This window comes from Chryseobacterium sp. IT-36CA2 (genome assembly GCF_949767875.1).
Taxonomy (GTDB): Bacteria; Bacteroidota; Bacteroidia; order Flavobacteriales; family Weeksellaceae; genus Chryseobacterium.
The window spans coordinates 470,086-488,766 of the sequence record NZ_CATKPG010000022.1; the positions used below are offsets into that span (position 1 = coordinate 470,086).

11 protein-coding genes are annotated in these 18,681 nt (G+C 37.0%); 7 read left to right on the plus strand and 4 right to left on the minus strand.

Annotated features, from left to right (window positions below; all coding sequences use genetic code 11):
• Nucleotides 1-33 precede the first annotated feature (33 nt).
• Nucleotides 34-2,391, plus strand: coding sequence for a patatin-like phospholipase family protein (locus ACM6F9_RS16920; protein WP_414846789.1), 2,358 nt, complete (start codon nucleotides 34-36; stop codon nucleotides 2,389-2,391).
• A gap of 120 nt (nucleotides 2,392-2,511) precedes the next feature.
• Here ACM6F9_RS16920 and ACM6F9_RS16925 read toward each other — a convergent pair whose 3' ends face one another.
• The 4 genes from ACM6F9_RS16925 to ACM6F9_RS16940 form a co-directional block, all read right to left on the minus strand.
• On the minus strand, nucleotides 2,512-4,470 hold the full coding sequence (locus ACM6F9_RS16925; protein WP_414846790.1) for a T9SS type A sorting domain-containing protein: 1,959 nt from the start codon (nucleotides 4,468-4,470) through the stop codon (nucleotides 2,512-2,514).
• A gap of 160 nt (nucleotides 4,471-4,630) precedes the next feature.
• A complete protein-coding gene (locus tag ACM6F9_RS16930) occupies nucleotides 4,631-5,809 on the minus strand; it encodes an acyl-CoA dehydrogenase family protein (protein WP_414846791.1) in 1,179 nt (392 codons plus the stop codon).
• A gap of 128 nt (nucleotides 5,810-5,937) precedes the next feature.
• Nucleotides 5,938-6,726: an NUDIX hydrolase gene (locus ACM6F9_RS16935; RefSeq protein ID WP_414846792.1), complete on the minus strand. Its 789-nt coding sequence runs from the start codon at nucleotides 6,724-6,726 to the stop codon at nucleotides 5,938-5,940.
• Nucleotides 6,727-6,742: 16 nt separating this feature from the next.
• On the minus strand, nucleotides 6,743-7,927 hold the full coding sequence (locus ACM6F9_RS16940; RefSeq protein ID WP_414846793.1) for an MFS transporter: 1,185 nt from the start codon (nucleotides 7,925-7,927) through the stop codon (nucleotides 6,743-6,745).
• A 176-nt stretch (nucleotides 7,928-8,103) separates the two neighbouring features.
• On the opposite strand from ACM6F9_RS16940, the gene ACM6F9_RS16945 reads away from it, so the two are divergent.
• The 6 genes from ACM6F9_RS16945 (at nucleotide 8,104) to ACM6F9_RS16970 (ending at nucleotide 18,648) form a co-directional block, all read left to right on the plus strand.
• Nucleotides 8,104-11,025, plus strand: coding sequence for a SusC/RagA family TonB-linked outer membrane protein (locus tag ACM6F9_RS16945; RefSeq protein ID WP_414846794.1), 2,922 nt, complete (start codon nucleotides 8,104-8,106; stop codon nucleotides 11,023-11,025).
• An 11-nt stretch (nucleotides 11,026-11,036) separates the two neighbouring features.
• On the plus strand, nucleotides 11,037-12,587 hold the full coding sequence (locus tag ACM6F9_RS16950; protein ID WP_414846795.1) for a RagB/SusD family nutrient uptake outer membrane protein: 1,551 nt from the start codon (nucleotides 11,037-11,039) through the stop codon (nucleotides 12,585-12,587).
• 2 nt (nucleotides 12,588-12,589) lie between these two features.
• Nucleotides 12,590-14,014: a glycoside hydrolase family 30 protein gene (locus tag ACM6F9_RS16955; protein WP_414846796.1), complete on the plus strand. Its 1,425-nt coding sequence runs from the start codon at nucleotides 12,590-12,592 to the stop codon at nucleotides 14,012-14,014.
• A gap of 9 nt (nucleotides 14,015-14,023) precedes the next feature.
• Nucleotides 14,024-16,246, plus strand: a complete 2,223-nt coding sequence (gene bglX / locus ACM6F9_RS16960) for a beta-glucosidase BglX (protein WP_414846797.1) — start codon at nucleotides 14,024-14,026, stop codon at nucleotides 16,244-16,246.
• A gap of 114 nt (nucleotides 16,247-16,360) precedes the next feature.
• Complete coding sequence (locus ACM6F9_RS16965) at nucleotides 16,361-17,170, plus strand: family 16 glycosylhydrolase (protein ID WP_414846798.1); 810 nt, start codon at nucleotides 16,361-16,363, stop codon at nucleotides 17,168-17,170.
• Between the two features lie 38 nt (nucleotides 17,171-17,208).
• On the plus strand, nucleotides 17,209-18,648 hold the full coding sequence (locus ACM6F9_RS16970) for a glycoside hydrolase family 30 protein (RefSeq protein WP_414846799.1): 1,440 nt from the start codon (nucleotides 17,209-17,211) through the stop codon (nucleotides 18,646-18,648).
• Nucleotides 18,649-18,681 lie beyond the last annotated feature (33 nt).

Here is an 18,681-nt window from a genome sequence, read left to right on the forward strand (position 1 = left end):
AGATTTAAATTAAACACCAGAAGAAGCATATAAATGAAAAAAATCTTGATATTCTTAGCTATAGCCATTTCTTTTATTATCAAATCTCAGCAAAAAAAAGACTCTCTTGATCTTCAGAATATAACTAAAGATACCAAATTTGGTCTTGCTCTGAGTGGTGGTGGCGCGAAAGGGTTTGCACACATTGGTATTCTGAAAATGATTGATTCACTGGGAATCAAAGTTGATTATATTACAGGAACCAGTATGGGAGGTATTTTGGGGGGTCTTTATGCGATGGGATATAATGCTGACCAGCTTAAACAGACAGTATATAAGATGGACTGGGGTAGAATTCTAAGTAACAAAATCCCTTATAATAAAATCAATATCAGCGAAAAAGACGAATACGATAAATATATCCTTGAGTTTCCGGTAGTGAAAGGAATTCCTACACTTCCAAGTTCTTATATTGAGGGTCAATACATGGGTGAGGTTCTTAATACGCTTACTTTCAACGCCAAACACATTAACGATTTCAGTAAACTAAGAATTCCTGTTCAGCTTACTTCATCCGATATTGAAAATGGAGGTCTGGTGATGCAGAAAGAAGGATCCTTACCATTGGCTATTCGTTCCACATTGGCGATTCCCGCTGCTTTTGCACCTGTTTATATTGATGGAAAGCTTCTGGTAGACGGTGGATTGGATCGCAATTATCCAGCCAACGAGGTTCGAGAGATGGGAGCCGATTTCGTAATCGGAGGGTATACCGGTTTCAGGCTTTTTACCAAAAAAGAAATTGAGAATCCGATGAAAATGATTTATCAGACTCATGCCATCCGGTCAGTGGAAGATTTTAAGCATCAAAAAGAATTGTCTAACATCCTCGTAGATTTCGTAAATCCATTAGGAGAGATTACAACAAAAGATTTTGATAAATTCAGAAAGATTATTAGAATAGGAGAGATTGAGGCAAAGAAGCATCTTCCTGAGTTTGTGGCTTTGGCAGAAGCTCAAAGAAAATTAGGAATCAAGTATGAACACAGGATGATTGAAGAAGTTCAATTGCCTACTGTGAAATTCACTTTTAATGAAGAAGATGGTACTCCTATGACAGATTCTGCAGAGATTGAAGTGATGAAAAGGCAGATGGGACTTACAGAAGGTAAATATTACGATGTGAAAACCATTAATGAAGCAATAGACAGGGTATTCGGAATGCGCCAGTATCTAAAGGTATATTATACTTACACAAATACAAACGACGGACTTGTAATGAATATTTTTGTAAAAAGAGCAAAAAAAGGAGCTTTCAAGCTGGCTCTGCATTATGATACGGAACAGTCGGTTGGAATTATTGTTAATTACACCTACAGGAATATTATTCTGAACAGATCAAGATTCTTGGCAACGGTAGATATTTCCGAACGTTTTAAGGCTAAATTAGCCTATCAGCAGTTCCTGGATAAAGGAGATCGTTTGTGGTTGGATCTGGAGGCTAAAATGATTAATCTTAAAAGTAACGATTTGAACTTTAGGCTGTATTCTATCAATGAAAATGGCAGTGACCGCTTTCCTAACAATATATACCGTAATATCACCGGAAAGATAGCTCTTAATTATAATATTACTCCTAATGCATACCTGTCATTGGGAACGGAGTTCAGTACAGAAAGAATGTATAGTTTACTGGATAAAGTAGATCAGGCAAAAGTGGATAATTACAGTAATAAATTATATGACCATAGCAATTTCAACACCTTTCTGAAGTTTGAACAGAACAGTCTTAATAAAAGATACTTTACAACAAAAGGTAACCATCTTCAGGTGAGCACAAGATTATATTATGGTGACAGGTATAAGCTTTATGATCTGGAAACAGTGCAACCCATTTTAAATCTTATACTAAATCCTGAAACGGAAGGGTATTTCCGACCTAGAAACCTAATCTCTTTTACTTTAAATGAAAATTTCTATCATCCGATTACAAGAAGACTGACCGTAAAGGCAAACGTGTTTTTAGGAGCAAGTTTTGGCAAAGAAAGAGAGTATGATATTCCGTATCTTTTCCTAAATCAGAAATATGATCTCGGCGGGAGTGAATATAACGATGATATGCTAAGCCCTGAATTCAATGGTCTTCGTCAGAAAGAGCTTCCAGTGACGTCGGTTGCTAAGGCAGCCCTATCATTTCAGTATAGAATTATGAAAAAGCTCTATCTTACCCCTTCAGTTAGCTATGGCAAAGTGAGTGATGAGTTTTCTCCTTTTAATCAGAGCCTTGATATATTTGGGTATGGATTGAATTTAGGCTATGAATCTGCTATAGGTCCTATCAGTTTTAATATTTCAAGAAATAACGTACTTGATTTTTCAAGAATCTATTTCAGTGTAGGCTTTAAGTTTTAAAGAATAACGTATCAATTTGGAAGATATTAAAAAATCCTTTTATTCATACACATAAAAAAGCACTTCATCGCTGAAGTGCCAAAAATTAACTTGAAATGAGATTATTGAAGAGGATTGTCTTTAGAGTTTTACTTTTTTATTAATAATTTTTCCATTGGAAAGGGTAATCTGCACCAGATATACTCCTGATTCCAGGCTTCTGGATTCAAACAACGGTTTGTTTACTTCCTGTTGAACAATCAGAGTACCGGAAATACTATAGATGCTAATGCTTTTAATGTCATTGCTGGATCTGGCAAGAATTTGTTGCTTTTGGACATAGATATCGATATTGTTTTCCAGTGATGGAGTACCGCCAACAGCTTTACTGAACTGAAGATTATAATAGGGTGTAACTACCTCAAACGTATAGTTTTTATTTTCCAGATCCTGAATATTGATTCCTCCGGCTTCACGATATTGTTTTTGGGAAATACTTTTGATCAGGATTTTATTTTCATCAAAAATATTCACGGCAGTAAGTTCTTCCTGATCTACTTTTAATTGGAGAACTGATGTATTCACAGATTGTACGATTTCGTTTTCAGCAACTTCTTTAGGGGTATTTTTGATGTACGGGATTATTTTGTTTTCATTGTTTTCTGATACTTTTAATAAATAAACGCCGTCTTTTAAAGTTGATAAATTGCGGTCATTGGCTGCTCTGCTCTGCGCTTTTTCTTTATTGAAATCAGTAATTTCAACCAGCTGCATGCTGCCTAAATCTGGTTTTATCTGTGAGGATAAAAGGGTAGGCTTGTCAGAAGTTTTCTTTGCCGATTGCTTACCGAAAATTGATCCGGCAATAGCCCATTCATTAAGAAGTCCGCCGCTTCTCAACGTATTGAACTTCGCATTAGATGCTAAAGTGAATGGTAGAATTCCACCTACATGCCCTAGTGGTCCCCAGTAGAAAGAATCCAGTTTATATTTATTCAGATCCCACCAAGGATAATATCCACGCTGAACATCAATGGTTTTAGAAGTATTTTCTGGCGGAATAGCCAGATCTATTGTAGAATGTCCCAATGTCATAGGTGTTTTATTATACCAGTCATATACATCCTTAGGTTTCATACATAGCCTGAGCTTGTTATTGGGATTATTGGTAACATCATTCACGAAGCTGGTTGTAAAGAGCTTTCTCCATATGACAGGCCCCCATAAAAGTCCACCATTATCCTGAACAACATGATAGTTGTATTTGTCGAGATATTCCGCAGAAATAACTTCTGAAATGTTGTTAGTATAGGTTTTATATCCTGTGTTGTTACATGTATGAAGAACATTAGCAAGGAATGAAGTAAACGGATAAATATCTTTTTCCAGAACTCCTTTATTTAGCGTTACTCCAGAGAAATCATATGGCCCATCTCCCATATAGGCATATTTGAATTTTAGATTATTGGGATTTGAAATGCTTAATCTTTTTAATGTAGACATAGCAGCATGTGCCCCCTGGGAATATCCGGCTAAGAAATATTCGTCATAACGTTTAATGTTCAATTGTGCTAATACTTTATTGGCAGCAGTAACGAAATCAATGGTAGCACCAGCTTCTGTAGCGTAATCCACATAAGGATGGACTCCGTCGCCAGATCCCATACCTACATAGTCAGGTGCCATTAGAATATAGCCGTTGAGTACATAAGATAGTTCTACAACAAATCCTGCAGTTAAAGCTCCTTTAAAATTAGAAGGAACATTATCTCTGCTGTCCGTTGTTCCGTGATCTGATACCACAGTTGAAAGTTTGAAGGGTACATTAGGATACATAAGTAATCCGGTAGCTTTTACAAGTACATTGTTTTCATTTTTGGTGTAATAAGTGATCTTATATCCTTTCAGGCCAATATTAAAGCTGTTCAGATAGCTGGCAAATTCCGGTGCGTTTTGATCGCCAAGATTATTGGCAATGAAATTGATAACTCCCTGTGGAGTAAGATCCAGTTTCTGCTCGGCGTTTACAACATCACCAGCTTGCTGCGCAAAATAAAATGGGGCCGCAAGACCCAATAAAAAAGTCGTAATTTTTTTCATATTGATGGTTTTTTGTGTTCATTAAGGTAATAACTTTAATAAATTAACAAAAATATTATAGCATCAATAATTATTCACTGAATATCAATTCTCCGGAAAGTGAGTAAAATAAAAGAGTCTGACGATTGGCCAGACTCTTTCTTTATATGTTTGTCTTTTTTTAGAAAGCGTTAATTCCTGTAATATCTAAACCAGTGATTAACAAATGAACGTCATGAGTTCCTTCATAAGTAATTACAGATTCCAGGTTCGCAGCATGTCTCATCATTGGGAACTCACCCATGATTCCCATACCACCAAGGATCTGTCTTGATTCTCTTGCAATTTCAATAGCTATATTTACGTTGTTACGTTTAGCCATCGAGATCTGAGCTGGAGTTGCTTTGTGAGCATTTTTAAGATTTCCTAACTGAAGACATAATAGCTGAGCTTTTGTAATCTCTGTTAAGAATTCAGCTAATTTTTTCTGCTGAAGCTGGTAAGAAGCAATTGGCTTTCCAAACTGTTTTCTTTCCTTAGAATACTGAACAGCAGTACAATGGCAATCAATAGCAGCACCGATTACCCCCCATGAGATTCCGTATCTTGCAGAGTTCAGACAAGAAAGAGGTCCTTTCAGTCCGGTTACTCCAGGAAGAAGGTTTTCTTTCGGAACTTTTACATCATTAAATACCAGTTCTCCCGTTTTAGAAGCTCTTAAGCTCCATTTATTGTGTGTTTCAGGAGTGGTAAAACCTTCCATTCCTCTTTCAACGATTAATCCCTGTACTTTTCCTTCCTCATTTTTCGCCCATACCACAGCGATATCGCATAAAGGAGAGTTTGTGATCCACATTTTAGCACCATTTAAAAGATAATGATCTCCCATATCTTTAAAATAAGTTTCCATAGAACTTGGGTCTGAACCGTGGTTAGGTTCTGTCAATCCAAAAGATCCGATCATTTCTCCGACAGCAAGCTTAGGAAGATATTTCTTTTTCTGTTCTTCAGAACCGAATTCATTAATAGGAAACATTACCAAAGAGCTCTGTACCGAAGCAGCAGAACGTACTGCAGAATCTCCTCTTTCCAATTCCTGCATAATCAGACCATAAGAAATCTGGTCTAATCCTGAACCGCCATACTCAACAGGGATATAAGGTCCCAATGCCCCGATTTTCCCCAATTCTCTCATCAGATTAGGAATATCTGTATGATTTTGTGCGGCCTGATCTATCTGCGGCATTACAAAACTTTCAACCCAGTCTCTTACAGATTGGCGGATTAGTTTGTGTTCTTCAGTAAGTAAAGCATCAATTCCGTAATAATCAGGGATGCTTGTAAGAGGATAATATGACATGATTTTTTGATTTGGTTAAAAGTAGCATTTTTCGTGGTGTCTGAAAAGTTTTTTTAGCAACTTATTTTGATATTGGTTTTCAGATATATAATACTACTTTATGGGTGATTGGGGTTAAATTTATATTTTTATGACTCCTCATCATTTGAGATGGGATACTGATTGGTAGAATTATGAACTTCAGTTTTAAATTTGTACAGATAAGGGGCTTTATTGGCTGAGCCGTCATAGAGCTTTTCCATTCTGTCAAGGATATTTAAACTTAAAATTTTTCGCTGAAAGTTATTTCTTCTGAATTTCTGTCCTAAAATAGTTTCATAAAGAGCCTGAAGGTCTTTCATGGTAAATTTTTCCGGAAGCAGGTTACTTGCTGCAACTTCCGTATTGATATTCATTCTGAGGTATTCCAGACCGGTTTCTATGATTCTGTCATGATCGAATGCCATTTTGGGCAGGTTATTCACTTCAAACCATTCACAGCTTTCGTTGAAAGCATCAGGAAAAGTATCTGTCAATGAAAAATCAATAAGGCTGCAATAGCCTACTGTCACAAAACGCTGGAAGATCCAGTGGTCTTCAGGAACAGCTATTCCTTTATTTTGAAGAAGAATCTGATGAACATTATTTTCTGTACGGTCTATTCTTCCAAACGTGTGAAACTGTTTCAAAAATAAACCTTTAAGATGAGTTCTTTCATACAAAACCCTTTCAGCAGCTTCTCTAAGATCTTCGTCATTGAAAACAAAACCACCTGGAAGAGACCATAGATCCAGATCATGATATTTTAAAAGCAAAACTTTCAGAATGTTATTATGAAAGCCGAATATGGTGCAGTCTACAGAAATATGCGCTACGAAATCTTTAGTATCGATAAGTTCCCGAAGCGTTTCTTTACTTTTTGTGTCTTTGATTTTCATGGTAGTAAAAATAAAACTATTTTCTATTTGTGACAGTAAAATATATTAAACTAATCACAAAAAGCAGAATTACAGAGGATAAGATGTATAATGGATAGTAATTTAACAGCTGTTTTTCAAATAAAACGGCCATAATAATTGAACTGACAGAGCTTCCTAGGGAAGAAAAAATCACAATTAGAGATGTGAACAGGTTGATTTTATCTTTATCCACCTGAGCAATCATTCTCGAGTTGATAACAGGATAGAGTGGTGAAAGGAACAGTCCAATAACCGGAAACAAAAAAAGAAGCATTCTTGAATCTTCCGATTCAAAATATTGTATGCCAACGATAGTTACGAGTAAAGTGATGATCAGAGCCATGCATGTAATGTAGTATTTTGGCAGTGCAAATCTTTTGATAATATTGGCAGTAGCTGTTCTTCCGGCATAAGAAAAAAGGGATAAGAAAGAAGTAGCCTGAAGAGCAAAAAAAGAATTCACTTTCAGATGGTTTTTGTAAAAAGAAGGAAGCCATGAATTGAATCCCTGTTCTACAAAGACAATAAAGAACACTACCCCTAAAAATAAAGCTACAGCAGGAGTGGTAAATCCTGAGAGCTCTGTGAGAATACTTTTGTTTTCCATAGGCTTAGATTCCACTATTTCTATCTTTGAAAGCAGAAAAATGGTAAACACGGATAATAAAGCAATTAATAAGAAACCAAATTTCCAGAATTCTGAATACTGACTGGAAATGACCCACCCAAAGCCGGTATTTACCACGAAAATTCCGATCATAAAAGAAGCTTCCACATTATTCATAGTTTTTGCCAGGGATTTTTCATCCGAAATATTATTCCTGATGATCCCAAAAACACAGATCTTACCAATGGCAAAACAGGCCCCTATGATAGCAAACCATAATTTATAAAACCAGAAAACTTCTACAAATGGAAGAATGCAAGAGCAGAGTCCAACAATGGTTAAAGCTAAAATCAATGCCTTTTTAGGTCCGGTTTTATTAATAAAACTTACTGCAAAAAACGAAATAAAAGCAATAGGTAAATCCTTAAAAGACTCTAATAATCCCAGTTCTCCGTAAGTGATTTTCTCTTCAGACAACTGCAGAATCACAAGTCCCATACAGTTTAAAACCATTGAAAAAATAAGAAAGGTAAGTTTTAAAGGAAGAGATATTTTTGAAGGCTTGACGATCATTTTGGGAGATATCTTTATTAATTTTTTATGATATTTTATGAAATATTGATGCGAAGATAGGGCTTCTAACCCTGAAAAATAAAAGAAAAATTAAAATATTTATGAATAGAATGTTAATTAATTAAAAAAAAATATATTTTTATTGTCTCAATTTGAGAATTAAACAATAACTGTATATGAATGTAAGAATATCAAGAAGTGTAGGAGTGGTTGCCGTCCTCTATTTTACGGCCAACTTCAGTGCCCAGACTACCAAGGCGAAGGACACACTTGCTAAAGAAAACAAAATAGACGAAGTTGTAGTCATTGGTTACGGTACTCAGAAAAAGAGTAATGTAACGGGAGCTATAGCAAGTATTAAAGCCAGCGACATAGAAAACATTCCATCTGGTAAACCGGAACAGGTATTACAGGGAAGGGCAGCTGGTGTTTCTGTTGTAACCAATTCCGGGCAGCCCGGTGCTGCAGCTACTGTTCGTGTAAGAGGGATTACCAGTTTTGGAGCAGGAAGTAACAGCCCTTTATGGGTGGTAGATGGTATTGTTGTAGACAATATCGGGTGGCTTAACCAGTCTGATATAGAAAGTATCGAAGTATTAAAAGACGGTGCTTCAGCAGCTATTTACGGAGTTTCTGCTGCCAAAGGGGTAATTCTGGTAACCACTAAAAAAGGAAAAAAAGGAAAACTTACTCTTTCTTATAATGGTTTTTACGGTTTTTCTAATGCTTCTAAAAAACTGGATCTCTTAGATGCTACACAATATGCCAAAATCATCAATGAAGGTTTCGTTAATGATGGAGGAACCCCAAGGTTTACTAATCCGGAATCATTTGGAAAAGGCACAAACTGGCAGGATGCTATTTTCGGGACAGGTGAAAAATCTTCTCATGAAGTAAGCATTACCGGAGGTAATGAAAAGTCAACATATTATACATCCTTTGGATATTTTGATCAGAGTGGTATTGTATTGAGTGATATTTCTTATTACAAAAGAATCAATGCAAGATTTAATTCAACACATAAAGTTACAGATTATCTGACGTTAGGTCAAACCTTTGCATACACCCATGTGAAGTCTCAGGGAGTAAGTGCAAACGAGGAATACGGGGGGCCGTTGGCTTCAGCCGTTAATCTGGATCCTACCACTCCAGTTGTTGTAACAGATTGGTCAATGGTAGATCCGAGCGGCTATACCAATCCATATATCATTCGTGATTCTGAAGGTCGTCCATATGGAATTTCAAGATATGTAAATCAGGAAATGACCAATCCCCAGGCTTTCCGTCACATACAACAAGGAAATTATAGCTGGTCAGATGATTTTGTAGGAAATGTTTTTGCCGAACTTAAATTTCTTGAGCATTTTACCTTTAAATCCAGTTTGAATGGAAAAAAATCTTATTGGGGAAGCCGTTCTTTTACTCCGAAATATTATTTAAGTCCAAACTATAATAACACCAGCTTCAACAGCCTGAATAAGGTAGACGAAAATAAATTCGAATGGAGTATGGAAAATACCTTAACCTATCAGAATAAGTTCGGAGATCATAATATCAACATTATGGTTGGGCAGGGAGTTTACCGCTATAACATTGCTGGCGGGACTAGTCTTACCTATAGTAACCTACCTATTGATAATTGGCAGGATGCTTCTTTCAACTTTAATATTCCGCAGGATAATATTACTGCAACCGGATGGGATGGTATTCAAACCCGTAAAGCATCTTATTTTGGTAGAATTATTTATGATTATGCAGACAAATATCTATTCACGGGAACAATTCGTAGAGATGGATCTTCAAAATTTGCTACCAATCAGCATTGGGGAACTTTCCCATCTATGTCTCTTGGATGGAATGTACATAAAGAAAACTTCTGGCCTGAGAATAAAGTAATCAACAACTTAAAACTAAGAGGAGGTTACGGTGTTTTAGGTAATGATGAAATGGATAATTTCAGATTTGCAAGTTTCATGGTTTCAGGAAGTAACTATACCAACTCTGGAAATAATATCATCATTGGATATGCACCAAGTACGCTGGAAAATCCCAATCTGAAATGGGAACAGACCAGTCAGCTGAATATTGCTGCGGATTTGAAATTATTCAATAATTTCACCCTTACAGCAGATTGGTACAAAAAGAAGACAAGTGATATCCTTCGACAAATCAATATCCCCGGTTATGTAGGAGTTCCGAATTTACCTTGGTCAAACGTGGGAGATATGCAGAATACCGGTCTGGAGCTTGAATTAGGTTATAAAAAGAACTGGGAAGATTTCGGAATTTCAGTGAATGGTAACTTTGCAACCATAAAGAATGAAGTTCTTAGATTGGAAGATGATATTAAATACTTCAACTTAGCTTCTTTTCAAACAATGGGAGCTGTATCAAGAGTAGCAGTAGGACAGCCTTACGGGTCATTTTACGGACAGACCTATAGTGGTGTTTTCCAAAATCAAACACAAATTGATAATTATGTAAACGCGAATGGAGTAAAATTACTACCTGATGCAAAACCGGGAGACTTTATCTGGCAGGATAACAATGGAGATGGTAAAATTGATGATGAAGATAAAGTAAACCTGGGAAGCTCTATCCCGAAATATACTTTCGGACTTACCGTAAATCTTAATTATAAGAATTTTGATTTAATGATGTTTGCACAAGGGCAGGCTGGTAATAAAATTTTCCAGGGTCTGAGAAGACTGGATATGCTTGATGCCAACTATCAGACAAAAATCTTAGACAGATGGACAGGTGAAGGTTCTACCAACGATAACCCAAGAGTTACACGTAATGACCCTAACCATAACTATTCATGGATGTCTAATTATTATCTTCAGAAAGGTGATTATGTACGCTTGAAAATTGTTCAGTTAGGGTATACCATTCCTAAGGATGTTACTCAACGGTTCGGAATGAGTAAAGTAAGACTGTATATCACAGGAGAAAACCTGATCACTTTTACAAAATACACAGGATATGATCCGGAAATTGCAGGAAGAAATAATTCTGAACAGGATATTGTGGGTGTAGACAGAGCTTACTATCCACAGGCAAGAACATTCCTGATAGGGGCTAATATTCAATTTTAATGACTAACAAAATGAAAAATAAGAATTTTATATATAAAGGACTTGCCGTAGCGTTTCTGACAGGTCTGAGCTTTACCAATATGGGTTGCAGCGATTCCTATCTGGATGATGTTCAGAATTCAGGATCTTTTAATACTGATTTGTATTTTCAGAATGAGCAGCAGTCTTTCAGTGCTCTGGTTTCAGTATATGATCTTTTGAGAAAATATTCCGGTGGATTTGAGAATACGGTTACCTTTTTTAATGCAGGATCTGATGATTTTTATTCCGGAGGGGGAAACTCTAATGATGGAGCAGGAATTCAGGGACTAAATAACTATATGATAAACCCGAATACAATGCCAGCCAGTTACTGGAGAGACTATTATCAGGGAATTGCACGTGCTAACCTTTTAATAGAAAGAGTTCCGGGAGCTAATATGGGTGATGATATTAAGAAAAGATATATCGCAGAAGCAAAAGTTCTTCGCTCCTTATATTATTTCGAACTACTAAGAATGTTTGGAAATATTCCTTTGATTCTTAAATCCGTAAAATTTGATGATAACTATTGGAATATTCCACAAGCTAATCCAAGTGATGTATATACTCAGATAGAAGGTGACATCAATGCTGCCATTCCGGATCTGATGATGGTATCAAGCGGGAATGATAGAGGAAGAATCACACAGGGAACAGCCAGAGCTATTTTAGGTAAAATCTATCTGTATGATAAAAAAATGCCTCAAGCAGCAGCACAGTTTGCTGAGGTAAATGGTACTCCTGGAGGAACCAGCCAATATGGATATAAACTGGTAGCCAATTATGCAGATTTATTTAAAGTAGGTCCTGAATTATCAGATCCTTATAAATTTTCAACAGAATCTATCCTTGAAGTAATGCATACCAATAAAGGAAACTCCGATTGGGGGTTCTGGGGACAGGGTAAAGATGAAGGGAATTCGATCAACGTAATGGTAGGACCGCGTTCTTATTCACTAAAAGACATCCCGAATAACGATGCCCCTGATATCTATTCAGGCTGGGCATTTAATACTGTAACAGAGAATTTTGTTACTTTCATGCAAGGAGATCCAAGGTTGGATGTGACTGTTTTTAATGCAAAAAAACTGGTAACAGATGGTAAAATAACATACAGCCCGGCATTTGCTGATACAGGATATTTCTTAAATAAATACTTACCCACGAATGCTTTAAAAAGTTCACTCCCAGGACCAGCAGAGCTGAATTTCCGTCAAAACTATATCGCTATAAGACTTGCAGATACTTATCTGATGGAAGCAGAAGCTTTAGGTGGAACAGGAGCAAGAGCTCAGGCTTTATTAGATGCGGTAAGATCAAGAGTTGGATTAGCGTCGGTTCCGGTTTCTTTACAGGCTATTAAAGATGAAAGAAGAAGAGAACTTGCAGGAGAAGGACACAGATGGTTTGACCTCGTAAGATGGGGAGATGCCCCTTCTAAGCTGGCCTTCAAAGGATTTAAAGCCAATAAAAATGAAATTCTTCCAATTCCGTTCAATGAATTGCCGAATACAGCTTTAAAACAAAATCCTGGTTACTAAATATGAAGTTTTACAACTTATATAGTTTCTTTAGAGGTGCCGCACTACTTAGTGGTGTGGCCCTTTTCCCTTTATCATGTACATCAGTGATGTCCAATAAAGGAAATGAAGTGCAGTACTGGCTTACAAAAGATGATGAAAGTGTAAAATTACAGCAGCAGGCTCCCGTTAAATTTGTAAATAATACCAACAGCTTTCAGAATATTGAAATTGATGATGCTCAAAAGTTTCAATATGTTGATGGTTTTGGATATACATTAACAGGAGGAAGTGTTGAGGTAATCAACAGATTGTCACCTTCCAAAAGAAAAGCACTGCTTGCCGAACTTTTCGGAAATGATAAAAATTCAATCTCTATAAGTTATCTGAGATTAAGCATAGGTGCTTCTGATCTTGATGGAGAAGTATTCTCTTACGATGATCTTCCTGAAGGGCAAACGGATGCTTCTCTTTCAAAATTCAGTCTGGCAAAAGATAAAGCTTTGATTGCTATGTTGAAAGAGATTTTATCAATCAACCCTAAAATTAAAATCATTGCAGCTCCGTGGTCGGCTCCGGTTTGGATGAAAGATAACGGAAAATCAAAAGGAGGAAGCTTAAAACCTGAATTCTATGGAACGTACGCGCAATATTTTGTAAAATACATTCAGGGAATGAAAAAAGAAGGTATTACTATTGATACTGTAACTCCACAGAATGAACCTTTACATCCGGGAAACAATCCTAGTTTGTACATGCCATCTGAACAACAGGGAGATTTTATTAAGAATCATCTTGGCCCGGTTTTTAAAGCCAATGGAATTACTACTAAAATTGTTGTCTATGACCACAATTGCAATAAACCTGAATATGCTATTGATATTTTAAAAGACTCTGAAGCCAACCAATATATTGATGGATCTGCTTTTCATTTGTATGAAGGAGATATCTCGGCATTAAGCACCGTGCATGAAGCTTTTCCGGATAAAAACCTATACTTTACTGAACAATGGACAGGTTCAAAAGGAACTTTTACTGAAGACCTGAACTGGCATACAAAAAATGTTATCATCGGTTCTATGAGAAACTGGAGCAAAATTGCTCTGGAATGGAACCTTGCCAATGATCCGAAATTTGCACCGCATACAGACGGCGGGTGCACAGAATGTAAAGGAGCCATTACAGTTTCCGACAGTGAGAATTTCACAAGAAATGTTTCCTATTATATTATTGCCCACGCTTCGAAATTTGTTCCTGCAGGATCTCAGCGTATTGCTTCCACAGAAACCGATAAACTTTCCACTGCGGCATTTAAGACTCAATTTGGGAAAATAGTATTAATTGTTCAGAACGACAACAAAGAAGATGAGAATTTTAATATTAAATTTGCCGGGAAAACTGCTGCTGTAACAATTTCAGGACGTTCTACAGCAACCTATATTTTTTAATTTGATACTATGAAAAGAGTTTATTTCTTACTGGCATTTTCCGCATTTGGATTGAATGCTTACGGACAAAAGACAATTGATCAGAAAGTAGCAGAATTGCTGTCTAAAATGACTTTGGAAGAGAAAGTAGGACAAATGGTTCAGTACAGTGGGTTTGAATATGCCACAGGGCCACAGCATTCTAATTCAGCTGCTGTCTTGGATGAAATTAAAAAAGGAAAAGTAGGTTCTATGCTGAATGTTGCAGGATCAGAAGAAACCCGGGCCTTTCAGAAACTGGCCATGCAGTCAAGACTGAAAATCCCTTTGCTGTTCGGACAGGATGTTATTCATGGATATCGTACCACCTTTCCTGTAAATTTGGGACAGGCCGCAAGCTGGGATCTGGGAATGATAGAAAAATCTGAAAGAATTGCAGCGACAGAAGCTGCTGCTTACGGTATTCACTGGACATTTGCTCCAATGGTGGATATTGCAAGAGATCCGAGATGGGGAAGGGTAATGGAAGGTTCCGGTGAAGATACTTACCTGGGAACAAAAATCGGATTGGCGAGAATTAAAGGATTTCAGGGGAGAGGATTAGGAAGTCTGGATGCGGTGATGGCTTGCGCAAAACACTTTGCAGCTTATGGAGCTGCTGTGGGTGGAAGAGATTACAATTCCGTAGATATGAGTCTCAGACAGCTGAATGAAACATATCTTCCGCCGTTCAAAGCCGCAGCAGAAGCAGGTGTTGCCACTTTTATGAATTCCTTCAATGATATTAACGGCGTTCCGGCAACGGCCAACCAATATATTCAGAGAAATCTTTTAAAAGGAAAATGGAATTATAAAGGCTTTGTTGTTTCAGACTGGGGAAGTATCGGAGAAATGGTTCCTCATGGTTACGCTAAAGATGCTAATGAAGCAGCAGAAAGAGCCATACAAGGGGGAAGTGATATGGATATGGAAAGCCGTGTCTACATGGCAGAACTTCCAAAACTGGTTAAAGAAGGAAAAGTAGATCCCAAATTGGTAGATGATGCAACGGGAAGAATCTTAACCAAGAAATTCGAAATGGGACTTTTCGATGATCCTTTCAGGTTCAGTAACGAAAAAAGACAAAAAGAACAGACCGATAATCAGGAAAACAGAAAATTCGGAAGAGAATTTGGTTCAAAGAGTATCGTTCTTCTTAAAAATCAGGGAAATATTCTTCCGCTCTCAAAAACGGTAAAAACAGTCGCTCTGATTGGTCCTTTTGGTAAAGAAACAGTGGCTAATCATGGCTTCTGGTCTATTGCTTTTAAAGATGACAACCAAAGAATTGTTTCACAATTTGACGGAATTAAGAATCAACTGGATAAAAACTCTACCTTATTATATGCTAAAGGCTGTAACGTTGATGATCAAGACAAAAGTCAGTTTTCAGAAGCTATAGAAACGGCAAAAAAAGCTGATGTGGTCATCATGACATTAGGTGAAGGCCATGCGATGAGCGGAGAAGCAAAAAGTAGAAGTAATATCGGATTTACGGGAGTTCAGGAAGATTTACTGAAAGAAATTGCCAAGACTGGTAAGCCAATCATTCTGATGATCAATGCCGGAAGACCTTTGATTTTCAACTGGGCGTCAGACAATATTCCTGCAATTGTATACACGTGGTGGCTGGGAACAGAAGCTGGAAATTCCATTGCAGACGTTGTATTCGGTTCGGTAAATCCTGGAGGGAAACTTCCAATGAGCTTTCCAAGAACAGAAGGTCAGATTCCTGTCTATTATAATCACTATAATACAGGAAGGCCTGCAAAAAATAATACAGACAGAAACTATGTTTCGGCATATATAGATCTTGATAATGATCCAAAATACCCGTTTGGATATGGTTTAAGCTATACGGATTTTAAATATTCTGACATGACTTTAAGTTCCACAAACCTTACAGGAAATCAAGCGTTGAATATCAGCGTTACTGTTTCCAATACAGGAAAATATGATGGAGAAGAAGTGGTACAGCTTTATATCAGAGATCTTTTCGGAAAAGTAGTAAGACCTGTAAAAGAGCTGAAAGGTTTTCAGAAAATATTCATCAAAAAAGGAGAAAGTAAAAAAATCGATTTTAAACTTACTCCAGAAGATTTGAAGTTCTTTGATGACGAGTTAAATTTTGACTGGGAAGGTGGAGAATTCGACATTATGATCGGAGCCAATTCTCAAAATGTTCAGGCCAAAAGAGTTAACTGGACGAAATAAATTGGAGAAAATGTAATAGGAGCGGGCTATAATCCTGGGCAGAGACGAAGGAACCCTGCTCATTAAAAACATCAGAAATATTGGCTTTAGCCAAAACTTAAAAATCTAATACATATGAATCTCAAAGCTAAAAATCTCATCAAAATGTCTGCAGCAGGAATTTTCTTCCTTTCTGTATTCAATTGTGCTTCAAACAAACCAGATGCTGGCAGAACATTGATTTGGAGTGATGAGTTTAATGGCAAAGGGCTTCCGGATTCATTAAAATGGAATTATGAGACCGGAGGAGACGGCTTTGGAAATCAGGAAGCTCAGTTTTATACCAAAAACAGGCCTGAGAATGCCAGAATGGAAAATGGAAATCTCATCATTGAAGCCAGAAAAGAAAATTGGGATAAGAATAAATACACTTCTGCAAGACTTTTAACCAAAGGAAAATTCTCTTTTCAGTATGGAACAATAGAAGTGAGAGCAAAGCTTACCAAAGGTCGAGGAACGTGGCCAGCCATCTGGATGATGAGCGAAAATATGAAGAAATGGCCGGATGATGGTGAATTGGATATCATGGAACATGTTGGGTTTAATCAGGGATATATCCATGCTTCTGTTCATACCAAAAAATACAATCATATTCAGGGAACACAGAAGACCGATACTTTATTTGTAAAGGATGCCAGCGAAAAATTCCATGTCTATAAAGCAGACTGGACTCCGGAAAAAATTGATGTTTATATAGATAATCAGAAATTCTTCACCTATGAGAATAAAGAAAAAACTAAGGAAGCATGGCCTTTTGATCAGCCTTATTTTATTCTTTTAAATCTTGCAGTAGGAGGATTTTGGGGTGGGAAAGAAGGTATTGATGATACGGTTTTTCCACAGAAGTATTACATAGATTACGTAAGAGTCTATCAGAATAAATAATGAAAAAGGGGACGAAAGGTCCAAAAACAGAAAAAATCATGAGAAAACTAATTGTAAGTTGTTTTGTAGTAGGCGTTGTCATTAATGTCAATGCTCAGAATTATTGGAAAAAGAATGCAGGAAGAACAGCTAAAGTAGTCCTTACCAATTCGAAAGTGAATGAGAAGATGGTGGATAAAGGAGCGGTGAAATTTGAACAATTCGGGCAGCCTAAAGAAACGGATGCCTGCATTTTTGTGGCTCCGAATTTTAAATATCAAAAACTGATAGGAATAGGAGGTGCTATCACAGATGCATCAGCGGAGACTTTTTATAAAATGCCAAAGAACAAGCAGAAGGAAATTCTTGACGCTTATTTTGGAAAAAACGGATTGGGATATACTGTGGTTCGTACTAATATGAACTCCTGTGACTTTTCCAGTGATTCTTATACGTATGTAGAAGACAATGATACTTCACTGAAAACCTTTAATGTTGCTCATGATGAGAAATATAAAATTCCTATGATTAAAGAAGCTCAAAAGGCTATAGGAAATAATTTTACCTTTTATTTCTCTCCGTGGAGCCCGCCAGCATGGATGAAATCAAACCAAAGCTTATACAAAGGTGGAAGATTGGAAAATCAGTATTATCAGACATGGGCAGATTATTATATCAAATTTATTAAAGAATACGAAAAAAGAGGAATCAATATCTGGGGATTAACCGTTCAGAATGAGCCAATGGCTACCCAAAGCTGGGAATCATGTATCTACACTGCTGAAGAAGAAGGAGAATTCCTGAAAAAGAATCTTGGTCCAACCCTTTGGAAAAACGGATATAAAGATAAAAAAGTAATGATCTGGGATCATAACAGAGACCTTATTTATCAGAGAGCCACGACCACTTTAAGCGACCCGGAAACATCAAAATATGCCAGCGGTATCGGCTATCACTGGTATGAAACATGGAATAATAAAACCCAGCTGTTTGACAATTTAGCTGAAACTCACAGAGCTTTTCCTGATAAGTTTCTAGCATTCACCGAAGGATGTAAAGAGCAGTTCAATATGGATAAGATTTATGATGTAAGCCTGGGAGAACTATACAGCAAAAATATGCTGAACGATTTCAACAAAGGAAATGCGCTATGGACTGACTGGAATATTCTTCTGGATGAAACGGGAGGACCTAACCATAAAGGAAACTTCTGTTTTGCTCCAATTATCGCAGATACCAAAACAGGAGAAGTATTCTACACCTATGAATACTATTATATAGGCCACGTTTCAAAATACATCAAGCCAAACGCCCAGAGAATCGGAAGTTCTTCTAACAGAGCAGCTCTGACTTCTTCCGCATTTATGAATGAAAACGGACAGTTGGTTACTGTTATTATGAACGATTCTGATAATGATATTGAAACCAATCTGTGGATTGAAGGAATGGCTGCCAAACTGAATGCTCCGGCACACTCAATACAGACCGTAATTTTATAATATCATATTAATATTATTTTTGACAGAATCGGG

What these genes read in the sequence shown, in the direction of transcription:
- ACM6F9_RS16955 (WP_414846796.1), top strand. Translation starts at nt 12,590, where the DNA reads ATGAAGTTTTACAACTTATATAGTTTCTTTAGAGGTGCCGCACTACTT.
- ACM6F9_RS16970 (WP_414846799.1), top strand. Translation starts at nt 17,209, where the DNA reads ATGAGAAAACTAATTGTAAGTTGTTTTGTAGTAGGCGTTGTCATTAAT.
- ACM6F9_RS16940 (WP_414846793.1), bottom strand. Translation starts at nt 7,927, where the DNA reads ATGATCGTCAAGCCTTCAAAAATATCTCTTCCTTTAAAACTTACCTTT.
- ACM6F9_RS16965 (WP_414846798.1), top strand. Translation starts at nt 16,361, where the DNA reads ATGAATCTCAAAGCTAAAAATCTCATCAAAATGTCTGCAGCAGGAATT.
- bglX (WP_414846797.1), top strand. Translation starts at nt 14,024, where the DNA reads ATGAAAAGAGTTTATTTCTTACTGGCATTTTCCGCATTTGGATTGAAT.
- ACM6F9_RS16935 (WP_414846792.1), bottom strand. Translation starts at nt 6,726, where the DNA reads ATGAAAATCAAAGACACAAAAAGTAAAGAAACGCTTCGGGAACTTATC.
- ACM6F9_RS16945 (WP_414846794.1), top strand. Translation starts at nt 8,104, where the DNA reads ATGAATGTAAGAATATCAAGAAGTGTAGGAGTGGTTGCCGTCCTCTAT.
- ACM6F9_RS16930 (WP_414846791.1), bottom strand. Translation starts at nt 5,809, where the DNA reads ATGTCATATTATCCTCTTACAAGCATCCCTGATTATTACGGAATTGAT.
- ACM6F9_RS16925 (WP_414846790.1), bottom strand. Translation starts at nt 4,470, where the DNA reads ATGAAAAAAATTACGACTTTTTTATTGGGTCTTGCGGCCCCATTTTAT.
- ACM6F9_RS16950 (WP_414846795.1), top strand. Translation starts at nt 11,037, where the DNA reads ATGAAAAATAAGAATTTTATATATAAAGGACTTGCCGTAGCGTTTCTG.
- ACM6F9_RS16920 (WP_414846789.1), top strand. Translation starts at nt 34, where the DNA reads ATGAAAAAAATCTTGATATTCTTAGCTATAGCCATTTCTTTTATTATC.